The sequence below is a fragment of the Kushneria aurantia DSM 21353 genome (assembly GCF_000382245.1).
GTDB classification, from domain to species: Bacteria; Pseudomonadota; Gammaproteobacteria; order Pseudomonadales; family Halomonadaceae; genus Kushneria; species Kushneria aurantia.
In genome coordinates, this window is record NZ_KB907894.1 from 1 (window position 1) to 15,033 (window position 15,033).

Below are 15,033 nucleotides of genomic sequence, written 5' to 3' on the forward strand. Positions count from 1 at the left end.
ACAGAAATAGATAGCAACACCGGTATTTTGGGTGATCCGGGCATGCTGCGTCATCTCACGTCCCTGGTCATACGTCATGCTCTTCCGTGCGGCCAGCGGCATGCGGTTCAGCGCAGCGCTGAAGCCTTCTACAGCCGAGGTGGCAGTCGCATCATTCATCTTCGCCAGAATCAGGTAACCGCTTTTGAGTTCGACGAGGGTGCCGACAGCCGATGCATTGCTCTTGCCCTTGATCAGGTCGCCTTCCCAGTGACCAGGAAATTCACGTTTTCCCACCTCTGGAAGGCGGAGGTGAATGCTGACCATGTCCGGAATCTGGTTGCGCCGGTCAACCTGACCACGACGCGGCTTGCGGGTCGGCTTTCCTTGCCGCAGACAATGGATCAGTTCCTTTCTCAGCTCACCGACGGGCAACGCGTAGATGGCGCTGCGGATGGCCGCCCCGTAAATCGTTTCTCGGCAGACGTAGGCGTCTCGGAGGTCAGGGATATTCATATGCTTGAGCTTGCCGCTGATCTGTTCGGGAGAAAAGCGCCGACGCAGCATGTGCTGAATCAGGGCGAATCGAGGGCTGCCTGGAAGCAGTTTGCGCCTGGGCCGACAACCGTCTCGACGGTCATGACGGTGCTGTTGCGCGTGTGACGCGCGATACCGTCCATCGGACGACCCATTGCGCCGTATCTCTCGACTGATCGTCGCCGGAGACCGTTCAAGCAGAGCCGCTACCTTCCTGATGCTCAATCCTTGTGCGAGGCTGACCTGGATAGTGGCACGTTCTTCGGTGCAGAGTTCAGAATATGGTGTAGGGTCAACACCTTACCGGTTTGATCAGGTGTTGCATTCAGAATTTGCGGCCAAGACCTATTGATAGCCAAGATGTCTTGGCTACCTATGCAAAATTTGCGCACTTAAACATCTTGCCAGACCCACTGACACTGTACAAACAAACATAATTCAGAAAAGCAGGGCATGGACGCGTAGAGCAGACCGCACAGGCTGATGGATCGTGTGAAGGCCACCATGCGGATAAAACGCTACAATCCGCGCACGGAGAAGACCTACTGCTACTGGTGATGTACGGCTCAGGATCAGGGCTCATGGAGACCTCCTGACGTAGCGAAGACCGATAACCATGGCAATTAGTCATCCGTCAGACTATCGCCCCCGAGGGCTCGCCTCCCCTCAGCGCAGGCAATGGCCTTGCACCATCGCCGACGCCATTTGAGAACTGCCTGCTCCATTCCGACTCACAGCCGCGCCAGCAGCAACAACGCCAGGTGAGTGGTCACCACCACGACCGTCAGCAGAGTCCGCAGCGCGGTATACCAGGCGGGCAGGCGCGCGATGCTGTCGCCCTGCGCCTCGTAAAGGCGGATCAGCAGAAAGCCGATCATCAGTGCCAGCAGGCCGAACTGCGCATCGAGCATCAGGGCCGGCCAGGCCAGCAGCGAGGGCGCCATCGCCACCAGCAGGCGGGAATTGAAAGCGTGGCTGCCTTCGCGGTCGAGGCTCATCGCCACGCCCCAGTGCACACCACCGAGAAAGGAGAGAATGACCGCGCTGTAGTAGAGAAAAGCCTGCAGTGCGACGGCCTGCCAGCGTGCATCGCCGAGCATGACCAGCGCCGCCAGGCCGATAAAGGGAATCAGTCCGGCAGCGCCCAGTAGCCAGGCCAGTGGCGCGGTTCGACTCGCTTGCAGCATCAGTGGTTACCTCCCGAAAACACGGCGCCAGCATAGCAGCACCGTGCCGCAAGCGGTATCACGGCAGGTTGTTGTCGGTTGTGCCGGCGTCGCCGCTGTCATCTTCCGTGGCGTTTTTCGACTTGCGCGCGAAGGGGTTGTGCAGCCGGTGACTGAGCGGGTTGTAGTTGGGCTTGAGTTCGTCCTTGACGGTGCCGTCCCATAGCTCAACGCCGACGAAATAGCCGGCGCGGCCGATGGCGTGCGCGGCCACCGGCGCGGTCAACAGCACGAAGAAGGTGATCGCCATGGTGCGAGCGAATACCACTTCCTGCATGAAATGCAGCGCCACACCGCCCATCAGCAGCATCACACCCAGCGAGGCGCCCTTGGTCGAGGCGTGCATACGGGTCAGCAGATCGGGCAGGCGGACGATGCCCAGAGAGGCCACCAGCATGTAGAACGCCCCCGAGAGCAACAGAATGCCCTGCAAAATATCAATCATCACGATGGCCTCCTCGCTCCAGAAAGCGGGCAAAACCGATAGTGGCCAGAAACGACATCAGCGCCACCACGATGGCAACGTCCAGAAAACTGGTTTCATTGCTGTAGAGCGCATTGGTGCCGATGATGCCCACGATCAGCATCGACATCAGCTCCAGCGCCACGACCCGATCCGGCAGACTGGGTCCGATCACCAGGCGCACGAAGCACAGCAGCATGGAGATCGCCAGAATAATGAAGGTCAGGTAGATCAGAATCTGCATGTCGGCCTCGCTACATCAGTCAAAAATCCGTTCATCGCAGCACCGCCAGCGCCCGCGACTCCAGCTCCTGAAGCTCTTCGCGCAGGCTCTTCTCGTCATCCAGGAACATGGCATGGATATAGAGCACGCGACGGTCGTCGGAAATATCCAGACTCAGCGTCCCCGGCGTCAGCGAGATCAGGTTGGCGACGAAAGCGATCTCCAGATCGGTCTGCGCCTTCAGCTCCAGCGCGATCACGCCGGGCGACATGTGCCAGGGAGGCGTCAGAACATCGAAGGCAACCCGCGTATTGGCCACCAACAGCTCTTTCAGGAAGTAAAAGACGAACGAGATCATGCGCGGCACGCGGGTGCCGTAGCCGTGCAGGGCGGGGAACTGATTCTGCATCAGCGCCATCACCAGGTAGCCGAACACCAGTCCGGTGATCATGCCCGCCATGCTGAAGTCACCGGAGAGCGCAATCCAGACCACCGCCAGCAGCAGGTTACACATCAGACCTATCATGGCTGCGCTCCCATTACGGCGTTGATGTAGGCCTGCGGATCGAGCAGTTGGGCCGCCGCTGCCGAGGCGATGTCATAGAAAAGCTGACCGTTGAGACCGATGAAGACCGTGCAGGCCGCCAGGCCGACGATCGGCGTGACCATCAGCCACAGCTGACGCCGGTCGAGCGCCGCCGGTTTGGCGACACCGCCCTCCTCCTCGTCGGGCGCCTTTTTCCAGAAGGCCTCGGCCCAGATTTTGGTCATCGAGTAGAGCGTCAGCAGACCGACCAGCAGCGCGATAATGGTAATCACCACCTCGCCGCTCTCGATGCTGGCGCGAATCAGCACGAACTTGGCGAAAAAGCCCGACAGCGGTGGAATACCGGCCAGCGACAGGGCCGGAATCAAAAACAGTAGGCCAAGCAGCGGCCAGGCGGCGTAGACCCCACCCAGCTTCTTGAGCTCATAGCTGCCCTTGAGGCGGTAGACCAGCCCGCTGACCAGAAACAGGTTGGTCTTCACGATAATGTGGTGAAGGATGTAGAACACCCCACCGATCAGCGCCAGCGGCGTGTAAAGCGCCAGCCCCATGATCATGTAGCCGATCTGGCTGACGATATGGAACGACAGAATGCGGCGGAACTCGTACTGCGCCGCAGCCCCCAGTACGCCGGTCAGCATGGTCAGCGCCGCGCCCCACAGCAGAATCTCGTGGGTGAACGCCGCCGAGTCGTTGAAGATCAGGGTAAAGACGCGGAACAGCGCATAGACCCCGACCTTGGTCAGCAGGCCGGCGAACAGCGCCGATACCGCCACCGGCGGCGTGTGGTAGGAGGCCGGCAGCCAGAAAAAGAGCGGGAAAGCGGCCGCCTTGATGCCGAAGGAGACCATGAACATCACCGCCAGCACGTCGACCAGGGTCGAGTTCTCCACCATCGACACACGCTCGGCGATATGCGCCATATTGAGGGTGCCCAGCGCGCCGTAGAGCAGCCCCACCGCGCTGAGAAAGATCACCGACGATACCAGATTGAGCGTGACGTACTTGATCGCGCCCTCCATCTGCGCCCGCTCACCGCCGAGAATCAGCAGCGCAAAGGAGGCCAGCAGCATCACCTCGAACCAGACGTAGAGGTTGAAGATATCGCCGGTCAGGAAAGCGCCGGCTACCCCGGCCAGCAGCAGGTGCATCAGCGGATAGTAGCCGAACTTTTCATGCCCCGGCCCCATGGTGGGCAGCGAGAAAAGCGCCACAGCAAAGCCGATGATGCCGGTCAGTACGACCATGATGGCGCCCAGCAGGTCGGCCACCAGGCTGATGCCATAGGGCGCCTGCCAGCCGCCCAGCTGCAGCACCACGTACCCCTCCTGCTGAACGCGAAAGAAGAGGACAAAGGCGGCGATCATCAGTGCCCCGGTACCGACCACACCGAGCACGCGCTGCACCGTGCGCGAGCGCCAGAACAGCAGCGAGAGCGCGCCGGAGAGCAGCGGAATCAGAATGGGGAGTATGACTTCCGGTCTCACTTGGCGTTTTCCTTCATCTGATCCATGTCATCCACCTGCATGATCTCGGTAGCGCGACGGATCAGCACCACGGAGAAGGAGAGCACGCCAAAGGCGATGACGATAGCGGTCAGCACCAGCGCCTGCGGCAGCGGATCGGCAACCACTTCCGGCAGTGCACTGCCGTCCATGGGAATCAGCGGCGGCGAGCCGCGGGTCAGACCGGCGGTGGTAAAAATCAGCAAATTGGCCGCGTTGGAGATCAGGATCAGACCGATCACCAGCTTGACGATCGAACGGCGCAGCATCATGTAGATGGCGCTGGCGTAAATGGCGCCGATGACGATGGCGATCAGGGGTTCCATGGCAGGCTCCTTTTCACGGCTCGCGGACGTTCAGTAATCATCCTTGTCGACCTCGGTTAACGTGATAACGGCAGTCAGCACCGAACCCAGCACGACGAGATAAACGCCGACATCGAAAATCAGCGGCGTATTGAGCACCGGCCACCACTGCGCGGTCATGAAAGCTTCACCTGCCAGCCACGCCGGCAGTGCCGACACCACCCCCAGCACCAGCCCGAAGCCGATGCAGTCGCGCGGGTCGACGCGCAGCAGTCGGCGTGTCGCCGCCGGCCCGTAGACGAACTGATGCAGGGCGAAGGCGCCCGCCACCACCAGCCCGGCGATAAAGCCACCGCCGGGTTCGTTGTGGCCACGCAGCAACAGAAAAATCGAGAACAGTACCTGCAGTGGCACCAGCATGCGTGCCGCCACCGACAGAATCAGGGTACCGGTTTTCATCGTGCCTTCTTCTCCCTGGTCTGCAACTTGAGCATGGCGAAAACCCCCGTGGCCGCCAGTGCCAGCACGAAGATCTCGCCCAGCGTATCCAGTGCCCTGAAATCGACCAGAATGACGTTGACGATGTTGTGGCCGTGGGCCAGATCAACGCTGTTGTCGACCATGTATTCGGAGATCGACGGAAACAGATTGACGTCGTACATGGTCAGCACCAGCAGCGACATCAGTGCACCGGTCAACAGCGCTACTATCGCATCGCGAATGCGCTCACCTGCGGTGGAGAGATCCGCGAAACGCGGCATGCGAAACAGCACCAGGATCAGCAGGATGACCGTCAGGGTCTCGATCAGCAGTTGGGTAATGGCAAGGTCCGGCGCACTGAACAGCAAAAACAGCAACGCAATGCCGAAGCCCATCACCCCGGATGCGGCCACCGCAGCGAGCCGCGAGCGCATCAGGCAGGCCGCCACGGCACTGGCAGCAGTGACCGCCGCGACCACGATCTCGTGAATACGCATATCGAGCGCCAGGTTCAGCGACAGCGAGTGGCGCACCAGCAGCGCATAGCCGGTCAGGCCGACGAAAACGGTCAGCGTCATGAGCAGATAGTTGCGCATGTGGCCGTTCTGCAGAACCCGGGTCTGCCACTCGGAAAAGCGCACCAGGCCGTCCATAAGTCGCCAGTAGCCGCTCTCCGGCCCGCGATCAAGCAGCGGATTGAGGCGTGCGATCAGGCCGCGCACCCGGCGCCACTGCCAGCAGATCACCAGCCCCAGCAGGAGACTGACCATCGACATGATCAGCGCGGTATTGATGCCGTGCCACAGATAGAGCGACATGGTCAGCTCGCCGCCCATCACCGCGCGGGCGGCGGGCGCCAGGATGGGCTGGCCGACCAGCGGCGGCAGAAAGCCGAGAATCAGCGACAGCCCTGCCAGAATGAAGGGGCCGGCGAGCATCGTGACGGGCGCTTCGTGGGGCGTTTTGGGGGTCTCTTTGAGCGCGCCGAAGAAAGGCCGCAGCGCCACGATGCCGGCAGCAGCCACCACCAGAATGGAGGAGACCAGCGTCATGGCGAGCAGGAAGGTGGTCAACTGCGATGTCGCCAGCACCGCCTCGAACAGCAGCTCCTTGGCGACAAAACCGAACAGCGGAATGATGCCCCCCAGCGACAGCGCCGCCACCAGGGCGCTGAGCGCGGTGACCGGCATCTTTCTGAACAGGCCGCCCATGGCGTCGATATCCTTGGTGCCGGTCTCGTGATCCAGCGACCCGGCCACCATGAACAGCGCCCCCTTGTAGAGGGAGTGGGCGAACAGGAAGGCGACAAAGGCGATCAGCGCCGCTTCACTGCCGATCCCCAGCAGCATGGTCAGCGTGCCCAGCGCCATGATGGTGGAGTAGGCCAACACCTTCTTGATGCCGGAAAAGCGCAGCGCCAGGAAGGCACCGGTCAGCATGGTGACGGCGCCGAAAACGCACAGGATCAGCGTCCAGGCGGAGGTGCCCGAAAACTCCGGCGAGATACGCGCCATCAGATAGATGCCTGCCTTGACCATCGTCGCCGAGTGCAGAAAGGCCGATACCGGCGTGGGCGCGGCCATGGCGTTGGGCAGCCAGAAGTGGAAGGGAAACTGCGCCGATTTGGTGAAGGCGCCGCCCAGCAGACAGAGCAGAATGGGAAGATAGAGCGCGTTATCGCGCAGCGACACCTCACCGCCGATGATCTCGCGCAGCGACCAGCTACCGGTCACCAGGTTGAGCATGATCAACCCGCTCATCAGCGCCAGACCGCCGCTGAAAGTTACCAGCAGCCCCTGCAGTGCCGATTTGCGCGCCTTTTCGTCTTCGTGGTCGAAGCCGATCAGCAGATAGGAGGTAATGCTGGTCAGCTCCCAGAAAACGAACAGCGACATCAGGCCGTCCGCCATCACCACGCCCAGCATGGAGGACATGAAGCAGAGCATGATGGCGTAAAAACGGCCGACTCGAGGGTCGCCCTTCATATAGCCGCTGGCGTAGAGCAGAATCAGGGTGCCGATACCGCTGATCAACAGGCCGAACATCAGCGACAGGCCATCCAGCCAGAAACTCAGGCTGAGCCCCAGGCTGGGCGCCCAGGCCTGCTCGAAGTAGAGCCCGCCGCCCTGCATGACCTGCGGCACCTGACCGGCCAGCCAGATCATCACAGCGGCCGGATAGAGCGCCATTACCCAGCCCACGCGGTGGCCCAGCCAGCGCGTCAACACAGGCGCAAACATGGCCAGTACGAAACCGGCCAACACGGCAATCAGCATTGTTTTCCCTCTCTCCCCGGCACGGCGATCACAGGCCTGTTACTGCAATCCGGACAACACATCATGGCGCCGACCTGTCTGAAATGCGGGCAGGTCGACCGTCGTCGCTTGTCGATATGCTATTGTAGTGCGGCATTACAGCGGCAATCCCTGACCTCTTTCAATCATTTAATCTTAAGATTCGGCTGCTGTAGTCTTCATTAACCGTCGTCGACGTCCCGCTTGCAGGGTCTGGCTCCTGCAGGTGAGAATCGCCGATCGCCGGCAGCGCATTACCGCAGCGATCATAACCATCAGCAGGATATGACCATGCATACGACTCCGGAAAGCCGGCGGATTGACGTCCCGTGCCGACCGGCGGCCAATGCTGCCAACGAAAGCGACCCCTCGGGAACCACATCTTCATGACGCTACTCTGGATTCCGCTGCTGACCTTCCTCGGCGTCTTCGTACCCGCCCTGACCATAAGGGGTGGGCGCAGCCTGTGCGCGCTTGCGACCTCGCTGGCCCCGCTGGCGGCGCTGCTACTGGTCATTCACGCCTGGCTGTCGCGCGGTGACGCCGAAGTGCTGCGCGCTTCGCTGGAGTGGCTGCCGACCTTCGGGGTCGATCTGGCACTGCGCATCGACGGCCTGTCGCTGCTTTTCCTGCTGCTGATTCTTGGCATCGGCTTGCTGATCATTCTCTACAGCCGCTATTACCTCTCGGCGCAGGACTCGATGCGGCGCTTTTACGCCTTCCTGATGCTGTTCATGACCGCCATGGTCGGTATCGTCATGGCCGACAATCTGCTGATCCTGTGGGGTTTCTGGGAACTCACCAGCCTCTCATCGTTTCTGCTGATCGGCTTCTGGTCGCACCAGACCGAGGCGCGCAAGGGCGCCCGCATGGCGATGACGATCACCGGTGCCGGTGGGCTGGCGCTGCTGGCCGGCATCCTGCTGATCGGCAAGGTGGTCGGCAGCTTCGATCTGGGAACGGTACTGGCCGGTCGCCAACAGCTTCTGGCCAGTCCGCTGTATCCGCTGATCGTGGTGCTGGTGCTGCTGGGCGCCTTCGCCAAATCGGCACAGTTCCCTTTTCACTTCTGGCTGCCCCACGCCATGGCCGCGCCCACACCGGTGTCGGCCTATCTGCACTCGGCCACCATGGTCAAGGCCGGCATCTTCCTGATGGCGCGCCTGCATCCGGCCCTGGCGGACACTCCACTATGGAATACGCTGGTCACGCTGACCGGTCTGACGACCATGGTTTACGCCGCCTGGTTCGCCTTTTTGAAAACCGACCTGAAGGCGATTCTGGCCTTCTCCACGATCAGCCATCTGGGACTGATCACGACCCTGCTGGGACTGGGCAGTCGCCTGGCGCTTGCCGCCGCCCTGCTGCACGTCATCAACCACGCTCTTTTCAAGGCGCCGCTTTTCATGTCGGCGGGCATTATCGATCACGAAAGCGGCACCCGCGACGTGCGCAAGCTGGGCGGAGTCATTCGACTGATGCCGGTGACCGCAACCCTGGCCTGTCTCGCTACCGCCTCGATGGCCGGTATTCCACTGCTCAACGGCTTTATCTCCAAGGAGATGTTCTTCACCGAGGCGCTCGAAGTGCAGCCGTTCGGCGGCCTGAGCTGGATCGTGCCGCTGCTGGCGGGGCTGGGCGGTTTGCTGTCGGTGGCCTACTCGTTGCGCTTCGCCTACGCCACCTTCTTTCGCCGGCCCCGCCAGCAGCCGCCGCAAACGCCGCATGAGCCCCCCTGGCCGATGCGCGCCCCGGTCGAGCTGCTGGTGGCGCTATGCCTGGTGTTCGGCCTGTTCCCGGCCGTTTTGCAAAGTACGATACTGGACAATGCCCTGCGGGCCGTCAGCAACGGGCCCCTACCGACGTACCATCTGGCGCTGTGGCACGGCCTCAATGCCCCCTTGCTGCTGAGCGTGGCGGCGGTACTGGGCGGTATTGTGTTGCACTTCTTCCATCGCCATGTGATGCGCTTCAAACGCAAATTTACCGCCCACGACGCGCGCTACATTTTCGAGGGGGCGATACAGCGGATCGTCTACCTCAGCCAGCGGGGCATCGATCGTCTCGAGAACGGCTCCCTGCAGCGCTATCTCATGCTCCTGGTGCTCTGCTCGCTGCTGGCCATCGCGCCGGGACTGGCACAGCTTGAACGCCTCGGCGGCAGCCTTGCCGGCCAGCCGCTCGACCCCCTGCTGGTGCTGGGTGCGGCGCTGCTGATCATGGGCGGCGTCCTGACCGCTGCCCTGCACCGCCAGCGACTGGTGTCGCTGCTGATGCTGTCGGTCGTGGGCCTGGTGGTATCGCTCACCTTCGCGCGCTTCTCCGCCCCCGACCTGGCCCTGACCCAGCTGTCGGTCGAGGTGGTCACCATGATTCTTCTGATGCTGGCGCTCTTCTTCCTGCCACAGAAAACCCCCAGGGAGTCGAGCGGTGGACGCATAGTGCGCGACATTCTGATCGCCGCCGCCTTCGGCGCTCTAATCGCCAGCCTCAACTACGCCGTGCTGACCCGTGAGCTCGACAGCATCTCCAGCTATTTTCTGGCCAATGCGCTGCCCGAGGGCGGCGGCCACAACGTGGTCAACGTCATTCTGGTCGACTTCCGTGGCTTCGATACGCTGGGCGAGATCACCGTGCTGGCGATCGCCGGTCTGGCCATCTACAAACTGCTCAACCGGCTGCGACTGTTCATGCCGGCCACCGACCTCGAGGGACGTGTGTGGGCCGCCGATCGCCATCCGGTGCTGCTGATGGTGGTCGCCCAGACGCTGCTGCCGCTGGCGCTGCTGGTGTCGTTTTTCATCTTCCTGCGCGGCCACAACTACCCCGGCGGCGGCTTCATCGCCGGCCTGATCACGGCAGTGGCACTGATTCTGCTTTATATGTCGCGAGGCGTGGAGTGGGCACAGCAGCGTCTGACCTTCCAGTTCCAGCCCATCGCCATCGCTGGGGTGGCACTGTCGACGCTGACCGGGCTGGGCAGCATGCTGTTCGGCTATCCGTTTTTGACCTCGACCTTCGGCCACTTCCACCTGCCGCTGATCGGCGACATCGAGCTGGCCAGTGCGCTGGTTTTCGACGGTGGCATCTATCTGGCCGTGGTCGGCGCCACCCTGATGATCCTTGCCAACCTGGGCAAGCTGACCACCGAATACCGACCCAACAAGGACACGCCCTGATGGAAGCGCTCTACGCCATAACGACCGGCGTGCTCACTGCCTGCGGCGTCTACATGACGCTGCGCGGTCGCACCTTTCCGGTCGTGGTGGGCCTCACCCTGCTCACCTATGCCGTCAATCTCTTTCTGTTCTCGATGGGCGGACTGACCACCCACGGCGCGGCACTGATCGGCCAGAACGAAGCCTATGCCGATCCGCTGCCCCAGGCGCTGGTGCTCACGGCCATCGTCATCGGTTTTGCCATGACCGCCTTTTCGGTCATTCTCGCCATGCGCTCGCGAGGCGATCTGGGCAATGACAGCGTCGATGGCAGCCGTACCGACCGGGATCCTGATCAGGACAGCCGGCGGGAGAGCAAGGCGTGATACAGCATCTGCCTATCGTGCCGATCCTGCTGCCGCTGGTGGCCGCCATCGTGCTGCTGCGCAAGCGCGAAGGGGTCGATCCGGTGCGGCGCACCATCTCGATTACCACCACCACGCTGCTGGTGATGGCATCGCTGGCACTGACCCTGCAGGCGGCGGACGGCCACATTTTCGTCTACCACCTCGGCAACTGGCCGGCGCCATGGGGCATCGTGCTGGTGGTCGACCGCCTTTCGGCGCTGATGGTCCTGCTGACCTCGCTGCTCGCCCTGTGCTGTCTGATGCACGCCTGCTCCGGCCAGGACGGTGAAGGCTCCAACTTTCACGGCCTTTTTCAGCTGCAGCTGATGGGACTCAACGGCGCCTTCCTGACCGGTGACCTGTTCAACCTCTTCGTTTTTTTCGAAGTGCTGCTTTTGGCCTCCTACGCCCTGCTGATGCATGGCGGCGGCAAGCCGCGGGTACAGGCCGGATTGCACTACGTGGTGCTCAATCTCGCCGGCTCGTCACTGTTTCTGATCGCGCTGGGCGTGCTCTACGGCAGCCTCGGCACCCTCAACATGGCGGACATGGCCCAGCGGGTCAGCAGCCTGCCCGCCGAGCGTACCGGGCTGGTATACGCCGGTGCCCTGCTGCTGCTGGTGGTCTTCGCGCTCAAGGCGGCGATGCTGCCGCTCTACTTCTGGCTGCCACGGGCCTACAGCTCGGCCTCGGCGCCGGTGGGAGCGCTGTTCGCGATCATGACCAAGGTGGGGATCTATGCCCAACTGCGCGTCTTCACGCTGATTTTCGGTGACCAGGCGGGGCAGCTTTCGGGCCTGGCACAGCCCTGGCTGTGGTGGGGCGGGCTGGCCACCCTGGCCGTGGCGGCCGTGGGCGTACTCTCGGCCCGCGATCTGCGTATCCAGATCACCTATTTCATGCTGATCTCGGTGGGCATTCTGCTCTGCGGCCAGGGCATGGCCGCGGTCGACTCGCGCGGCGCCCTGCTCTACTACCTGGTGCATACCACCCTGGTCAGCGGCGGCCTGCTGCTGCTGGCGGACATGATTGCCGACCAGCGCGGCAAGGTTGGCACCCGCATCGCCCGCGGCCGCGCCTTCCACCATACGACCCTGCTCGGCGCCCTCTATTTTGTCGGCGCCATCGCCATGGCAGGTTTGCCACCGCTCTCCGGCGCGGTGGGCAAGGCATGGCTGATGTCGACGGCGGCATTCAACGAGGCGCTGTGGCTGTGGCCGGTGCTGCTGCTGTCGAGCCTGGCCGGCGTCATTGCCGCCTCCCGTGCCGGCTCGACCCTGTTCTGGCGGCGCAGTGACGGTGAACCGGGCGGCACCCATCTGGCACGCGGCAAGCTGATCGGCACCGCCTCGCTGCTGGCCACGGCACCGCTGATGGTGATCCTCGCCGGGCCGATCAGCGACTATACGCAGGCAACCGCCGCGCAGCTCGGCGCCACGCAGCAGTATCGCAACGCCGTGCTGAGCGGTAATACGCGCGCGCAGGAGGGTGTCGAATGATCAACCGCATACTGCCCCGACCGATACTGTCGCTGATTCTTGCCGTGGTCTGGATCATGCTGTCGGACGCCATCAGCTGGGGCTCGGTGATTCTCGGTACCCTGCTGGGCATCGTTATTCCGCTGCTGACGCGGCGGCTGTGGGACACGCGCCCGGAGGTCAAGAAACCGCTGCTGCTGCTGCGCTACACCATCCGCGTGCTGGTCGATATTCTAATCGCCAACCTGCAGGTCGCGTGGTTGATCGCACGTCCATGGAAACGACCGCGTCCGGCCTTTGTCGAATATCGCCTGAAACTCCGGCGCGACTTCAGCATCACCCTGCTGGCCAGCACCATCAGCCTGACGCCGGGCACTATCTCGGCCAATCTGCGCCTCGACAAGCGCACGCTGCTGATTCATGTTCTCGACGTGACGGATATCGATGCCCTCATCGAGGATATCTATCAGCGCTACGAGCGGCCGCTGCTGGAGATCTACGAATGATCGACATCGCACTCTGGATCAGTTTTTTTCTGATCGCCATGGCGATCGTGCTCAACGCCTGGCGGCTGCTGATCGGCCCGTCACTGCCGGATCGCATCATCGCGCTGGATACCATGTACGTGAACAGCATTGCGCTGATCATTCTCTACACCATCTGGCTGGGCTCGCGGGTCTATTTCGAAGCCGCCCTGCTGATCGCCATGCTCGGCTTTATCAGCACGGTGGCGGTCTGCAAGTACCTGCTACGCGGCGATATCATCGAATAGGAGAGCGACATGGAGTGGCTTGACCGTCAGTGGGTCGACACCGTACTGGAAGCGCTGACCGCCTTTTTTCTGGTCGCGGGGTCGCTGATCACCTTTATCAGCTCATTCGGCATGGTGCATCTGCGCGACTTCTATCTGCGCATGCACGGGCCGGCCAAGGCGACCACCCTGGGCGTCGGCCTGGTGCTGTTTGCCAGCTCGCTCTACTTCATCCTGATCGAGCGCACTTTTCACATTCAGCTGATTCTGGTCACCATCTTTTTGCTGATCACCGCGCCGATCAGCGCCCATCTGCTGGCCAAGGCCGCGCTACACCGCAAGCTGCCCAGCACGCCGGACACCCGCGGCGCACCGGGAGAACTCAAACCCGAGGACACGGCGCGCGAACCCGACACGCCGCACCCGGAACACCCCGGCGGTACCGCGCCACAACGCCCCGAGCAGCCGCAGTGAAGGTGGCTGCCCTGATGACAGCCGCGATGTTCACTCCCAGCCGCGCGTATTGCGCGCCACCAGCCCCGCCAGCATGGCGATATGGTCATCACGGTCGTTGAGCGCCGGCACGTAGCTATAATCCTCGCCGCCGGCCTCATCCATGAAGTATTCGCGGTTTTCTTCCTGAATCTCCTCGAGGGTTTCGAGGCAGTCGGCGGAAAAGCCCGGACAGATCACATCCACGCCCGGCGCCGCTCTGATATCCCAGTGCTTGAGCGTCTCGTCGGTGTAGGGCTTCAACCACTCCTCGCGGCCGAAGCGCGACTGATAGGTCATGGTCCAGTCGCTGTCCTCAAGACCCAGCGCCCGAGCCAGCGCCCGACTGGTCGCTTCGCACTGGCGTGGATAGGGGTCGCCCTCGGTGGCATAGCGTTTCGGAATGCCGTGCCACGATATCAGGAGATGATTGCGTCGGCCGCGCTGCTCCCAGTGCTCACGCACGCTGGCTGCCAGAGCGGCGATATAGTCGTCATCGACATGATAGTCGCGAATGAAACGCAGCTCCGGCAGTGCCGGGCAGGGCTTGAGCGCGTCGGCAAGGCGGTCGAAAACCGCCGCCGTGGTCGAGCGCGAATACTGCGGATAGAGCGGCAGCACCAGGATGCGCGACACATCCGCCCTGCGAAAGGCGTTGGCGGTACTCTCCATCGAGGGATTGCCGTAGGTCATGCCCAGCTCGACCGGTACATCGCAGCCGTACTGCGCATCGAGCCGCGCCTTGAGGGCGCGCTGCTGACGCCGGCCGATCGCCAGCAGCGGCGAGCCCTCCTCCTGCCAGACGCCACGATAGGCCTCGGCTACCCTTTTGGGCCGGGTACGCAGTACGAAGCCGTTGAGAATCAGCCACCACAGCGGACGCGAGACATCGATCACCCGCTTGTCCCACAGAAACTGTCCCAGATAGCGCCGCACCGCCGGCGGCGTCGGCTCGTCGGGCGTACCCAGATTGGCCAATAGAACGCCAAAGGGAGCCTGTGCCATGTCTATACTCCTTGTATCCGTCGCGGCCGGACATTGCCTCCTGCCGACCATCCACCGTTTTCCGATGGGCAAATACTATTCGAGGGGCAAATACTATCAGTGACGCTATCGAAGCGCCGATGAATAGTGGCTATTTGTCGCATACCCGGCCCCCGGTGCAGAGCTTGCCGGGCACCGTTACAA

General features: G+C 62.4%; 15 protein-coding genes and 1 pseudogene. 6 read left to right on the forward strand and 10 right to left on the reverse strand.

The window, feature by feature from the left end; translation table 11 throughout:
• The 9 genes and pseudogenes from H146_RS19700 to H146_RS0116475 all read right to left on the reverse strand — a co-directional run.
• Positions 1-798 (reverse strand): annotated as a pseudogene (locus tag H146_RS19700) (IS30 family transposase); the annotation flags it as partial.
• 449 nt (positions 799-1,247) lie between these two features.
• Positions 1,248-1,703: a DUF3429 domain-containing protein gene (locus tag H146_RS0116440; RefSeq protein WP_019952982.1), complete on the reverse strand. Its 456-nt coding sequence runs from the start codon at positions 1,701-1,703 to the stop codon at positions 1,248-1,250.
• Positions 1,704-1,761: 58 nt separating this feature from the next.
• On the reverse strand, positions 1,762-2,187 hold the full coding sequence (mnhG, locus tag H146_RS0116445) for a monovalent cation/H(+) antiporter subunit G (RefSeq protein ID WP_019952983.1): 426 nt from the start codon (positions 2,185-2,187) through the stop codon (positions 1,762-1,764).
• Positions 2,180-2,449, reverse strand: coding sequence for an MrpF/PhaF family protein (locus tag H146_RS0116450; protein ID WP_019952984.1), 270 nt, complete (start codon positions 2,447-2,449; stop codon positions 2,180-2,182). Before H146_RS0116450 ends, mnhG begins: the two co-directional genes overlap by 8 nt.
• Before the next feature lie 31 nt (positions 2,450-2,480).
• Positions 2,481-2,954, reverse strand: coding sequence for a Na+/H+ antiporter subunit E (locus tag H146_RS0116455; RefSeq protein WP_019952985.1), 474 nt, complete (start codon positions 2,952-2,954; stop codon positions 2,481-2,483).
• On the reverse strand, positions 2,951-4,462 hold the full coding sequence (locus tag H146_RS0116460) for a Na+/H+ antiporter subunit D (protein WP_019952986.1): 1,512 nt from the start codon (positions 4,460-4,462) through the stop codon (positions 2,951-2,953). The genes H146_RS0116455 and H146_RS0116460 overlap by 4 nt, the downstream gene beginning before the upstream one ends.
• Positions 4,459-4,806 (reverse strand): Na+/H+ antiporter subunit C, encoded by a 348-nt coding sequence (locus tag H146_RS0116465; protein ID WP_019952987.1) that lies wholly within the window; start codon positions 4,804-4,806, stop codon positions 4,459-4,461. Before H146_RS0116465 ends, H146_RS0116460 begins: the two co-directional genes overlap by 4 nt.
• A 30-nt stretch (positions 4,807-4,836) precedes the next feature.
• Positions 4,837-5,244 carry a Na+/H+ antiporter subunit B gene (locus H146_RS0116470; protein WP_019952988.1) on the reverse strand — a complete coding sequence of 136 codons (408 nt, stop codon included), beginning with the start codon at positions 5,242-5,244 and terminating at the stop codon, positions 4,837-4,839.
• The gene (locus tag H146_RS0116475; protein ID WP_019952989.1) at positions 5,241-7,541 is read right to left on the reverse strand and encodes a putative monovalent cation/H+ antiporter subunit A; all 2,301 of its coding nucleotides are present in this window, start codon (positions 7,539-7,541) and stop codon (positions 5,241-5,243) included. The genes H146_RS0116470 and H146_RS0116475 overlap by 4 nt, the downstream gene beginning before the upstream one ends.
• Positions 7,542-7,945: 404 nt before the next feature.
• Between H146_RS0116475 and H146_RS0116480 the strand changes: the two genes are divergently transcribed.
• The 6 genes from H146_RS0116480 to H146_RS0116505 are packed head-to-tail and all read left to right on the forward strand — an operon-like array spanning position 7,946 to position 13,827.
• A complete protein-coding gene (locus H146_RS0116480) occupies positions 7,946-10,738 on the forward strand; it encodes a monovalent cation/H+ antiporter subunit A (protein ID WP_019952990.1) in 2,793 nt (930 codons plus the stop codon).
• The gene (locus H146_RS0116485; RefSeq protein ID WP_019952991.1) at positions 10,738-11,103 is read left to right on the forward strand and encodes a Na+/H+ antiporter subunit C; all 366 of its coding nucleotides are present in this window, start codon (positions 10,738-10,740) and stop codon (positions 11,101-11,103) included. Before H146_RS0116480 ends, H146_RS0116485 begins: the two co-directional genes overlap by 1 nt.
• The gene (locus H146_RS0116490) at positions 11,100-12,623 is read left to right on the forward strand and encodes a monovalent cation/H+ antiporter subunit D (protein ID WP_019952992.1); all 1,524 of its coding nucleotides are present in this window, start codon (positions 11,100-11,102) and stop codon (positions 12,621-12,623) included. The genes H146_RS0116485 and H146_RS0116490 overlap by 4 nt, the downstream gene beginning before the upstream one ends.
• On the forward strand, positions 12,620-13,108 hold the full coding sequence (locus H146_RS0116495) for a Na+/H+ antiporter subunit E (RefSeq protein ID WP_019952993.1): 489 nt from the start codon (positions 12,620-12,622) through the stop codon (positions 13,106-13,108). Before H146_RS0116490 ends, H146_RS0116495 begins: the two co-directional genes overlap by 4 nt.
• The gene (locus tag H146_RS0116500; protein ID WP_019952994.1) at positions 13,105-13,374 is read left to right on the forward strand and encodes a K+/H+ antiporter subunit F; all 270 of its coding nucleotides are present in this window, start codon (positions 13,105-13,107) and stop codon (positions 13,372-13,374) included. Before H146_RS0116495 ends, H146_RS0116500 begins: the two co-directional genes overlap by 4 nt.
• A 9-nt stretch (positions 13,375-13,383) precedes the next feature.
• Positions 13,384-13,827 carry a Na+/H+ antiporter subunit G gene (locus tag H146_RS0116505; protein WP_019952995.1) on the forward strand — a complete coding sequence of 148 codons (444 nt, stop codon included), beginning with the start codon at positions 13,384-13,386 and terminating at the stop codon, positions 13,825-13,827.
• A gap of 30 nt (positions 13,828-13,857) precedes the next feature.
• On the opposite strand, the gene hemH is transcribed toward H146_RS0116505, so the two are convergent.
• The gene (gene hemH / locus H146_RS0116510; RefSeq protein ID WP_019952996.1) at positions 13,858-14,850 is read right to left on the reverse strand and encodes a ferrochelatase; all 993 of its coding nucleotides are present in this window, start codon (positions 14,848-14,850) and stop codon (positions 13,858-13,860) included.
• Between the last annotated feature and the right edge of the window lie 183 nt (positions 14,851-15,033).

What these genes read in the sequence shown, in the direction of transcription:
- H146_RS0116505 (WP_019952995.1), top strand. Translation starts at nt 13,384, where the DNA reads ATGGAGTGGCTTGACCGTCAGTGGGTCGACACCGTACTGGAAGCGCTG.
- H146_RS0116480 (WP_019952990.1), top strand. Translation starts at nt 7,946, where the DNA reads ATGACGCTACTCTGGATTCCGCTGCTGACCTTCCTCGGCGTCTTCGTA.
- hemH (WP_019952996.1), bottom strand. Translation starts at nt 14,850, where the DNA reads ATGGCACAGGCTCCCTTTGGCGTTCTATTGGCCAATCTGGGTACGCCC.
- H146_RS0116450 (WP_019952984.1), bottom strand. Translation starts at nt 2,449, where the DNA reads ATGCAGATTCTGATCTACCTGACCTTCATTATTCTGGCGATCTCCATG.
- H146_RS0116465 (WP_019952987.1), bottom strand. Translation starts at nt 4,806, where the DNA reads ATGGAACCCCTGATCGCCATCGTCATCGGCGCCATTTACGCCAGCGCC.
- H146_RS0116500 (WP_019952994.1), top strand. Translation starts at nt 13,105, where the DNA reads ATGATCGACATCGCACTCTGGATCAGTTTTTTTCTGATCGCCATGGCG.
- H146_RS0116475 (WP_019952989.1), bottom strand. Translation starts at nt 7,541, where the DNA reads ATGCTGATTGCCGTGTTGGCCGGTTTCGTACTGGCCATGTTTGCGCCT.
- mnhG (WP_019952983.1), bottom strand. Translation starts at nt 2,187, where the DNA reads ATGATTGATATTTTGCAGGGCATTCTGTTGCTCTCGGGGGCGTTCTAC.
- H146_RS0116485 (WP_019952991.1), top strand. Translation starts at nt 10,738, where the DNA reads ATGGAAGCGCTCTACGCCATAACGACCGGCGTGCTCACTGCCTGCGGC.
- H146_RS0116455 (WP_019952985.1), bottom strand. Translation starts at nt 2,954, where the DNA reads ATGATAGGTCTGATGTGTAACCTGCTGCTGGCGGTGGTCTGGATTGCG.
- H146_RS0116470 (WP_019952988.1), bottom strand. Translation starts at nt 5,244, where the DNA reads ATGAAAACCGGTACCCTGATTCTGTCGGTGGCGGCACGCATGCTGGTG.
- H146_RS0116495 (WP_019952993.1), top strand. Translation starts at nt 12,620, where the DNA reads ATGATCAACCGCATACTGCCCCGACCGATACTGTCGCTGATTCTTGCC.
- H146_RS0116440 (WP_019952982.1), bottom strand. Translation starts at nt 1,703, where the DNA reads ATGCTGCAAGCGAGTCGAACCGCGCCACTGGCCTGGCTACTGGGCGCT.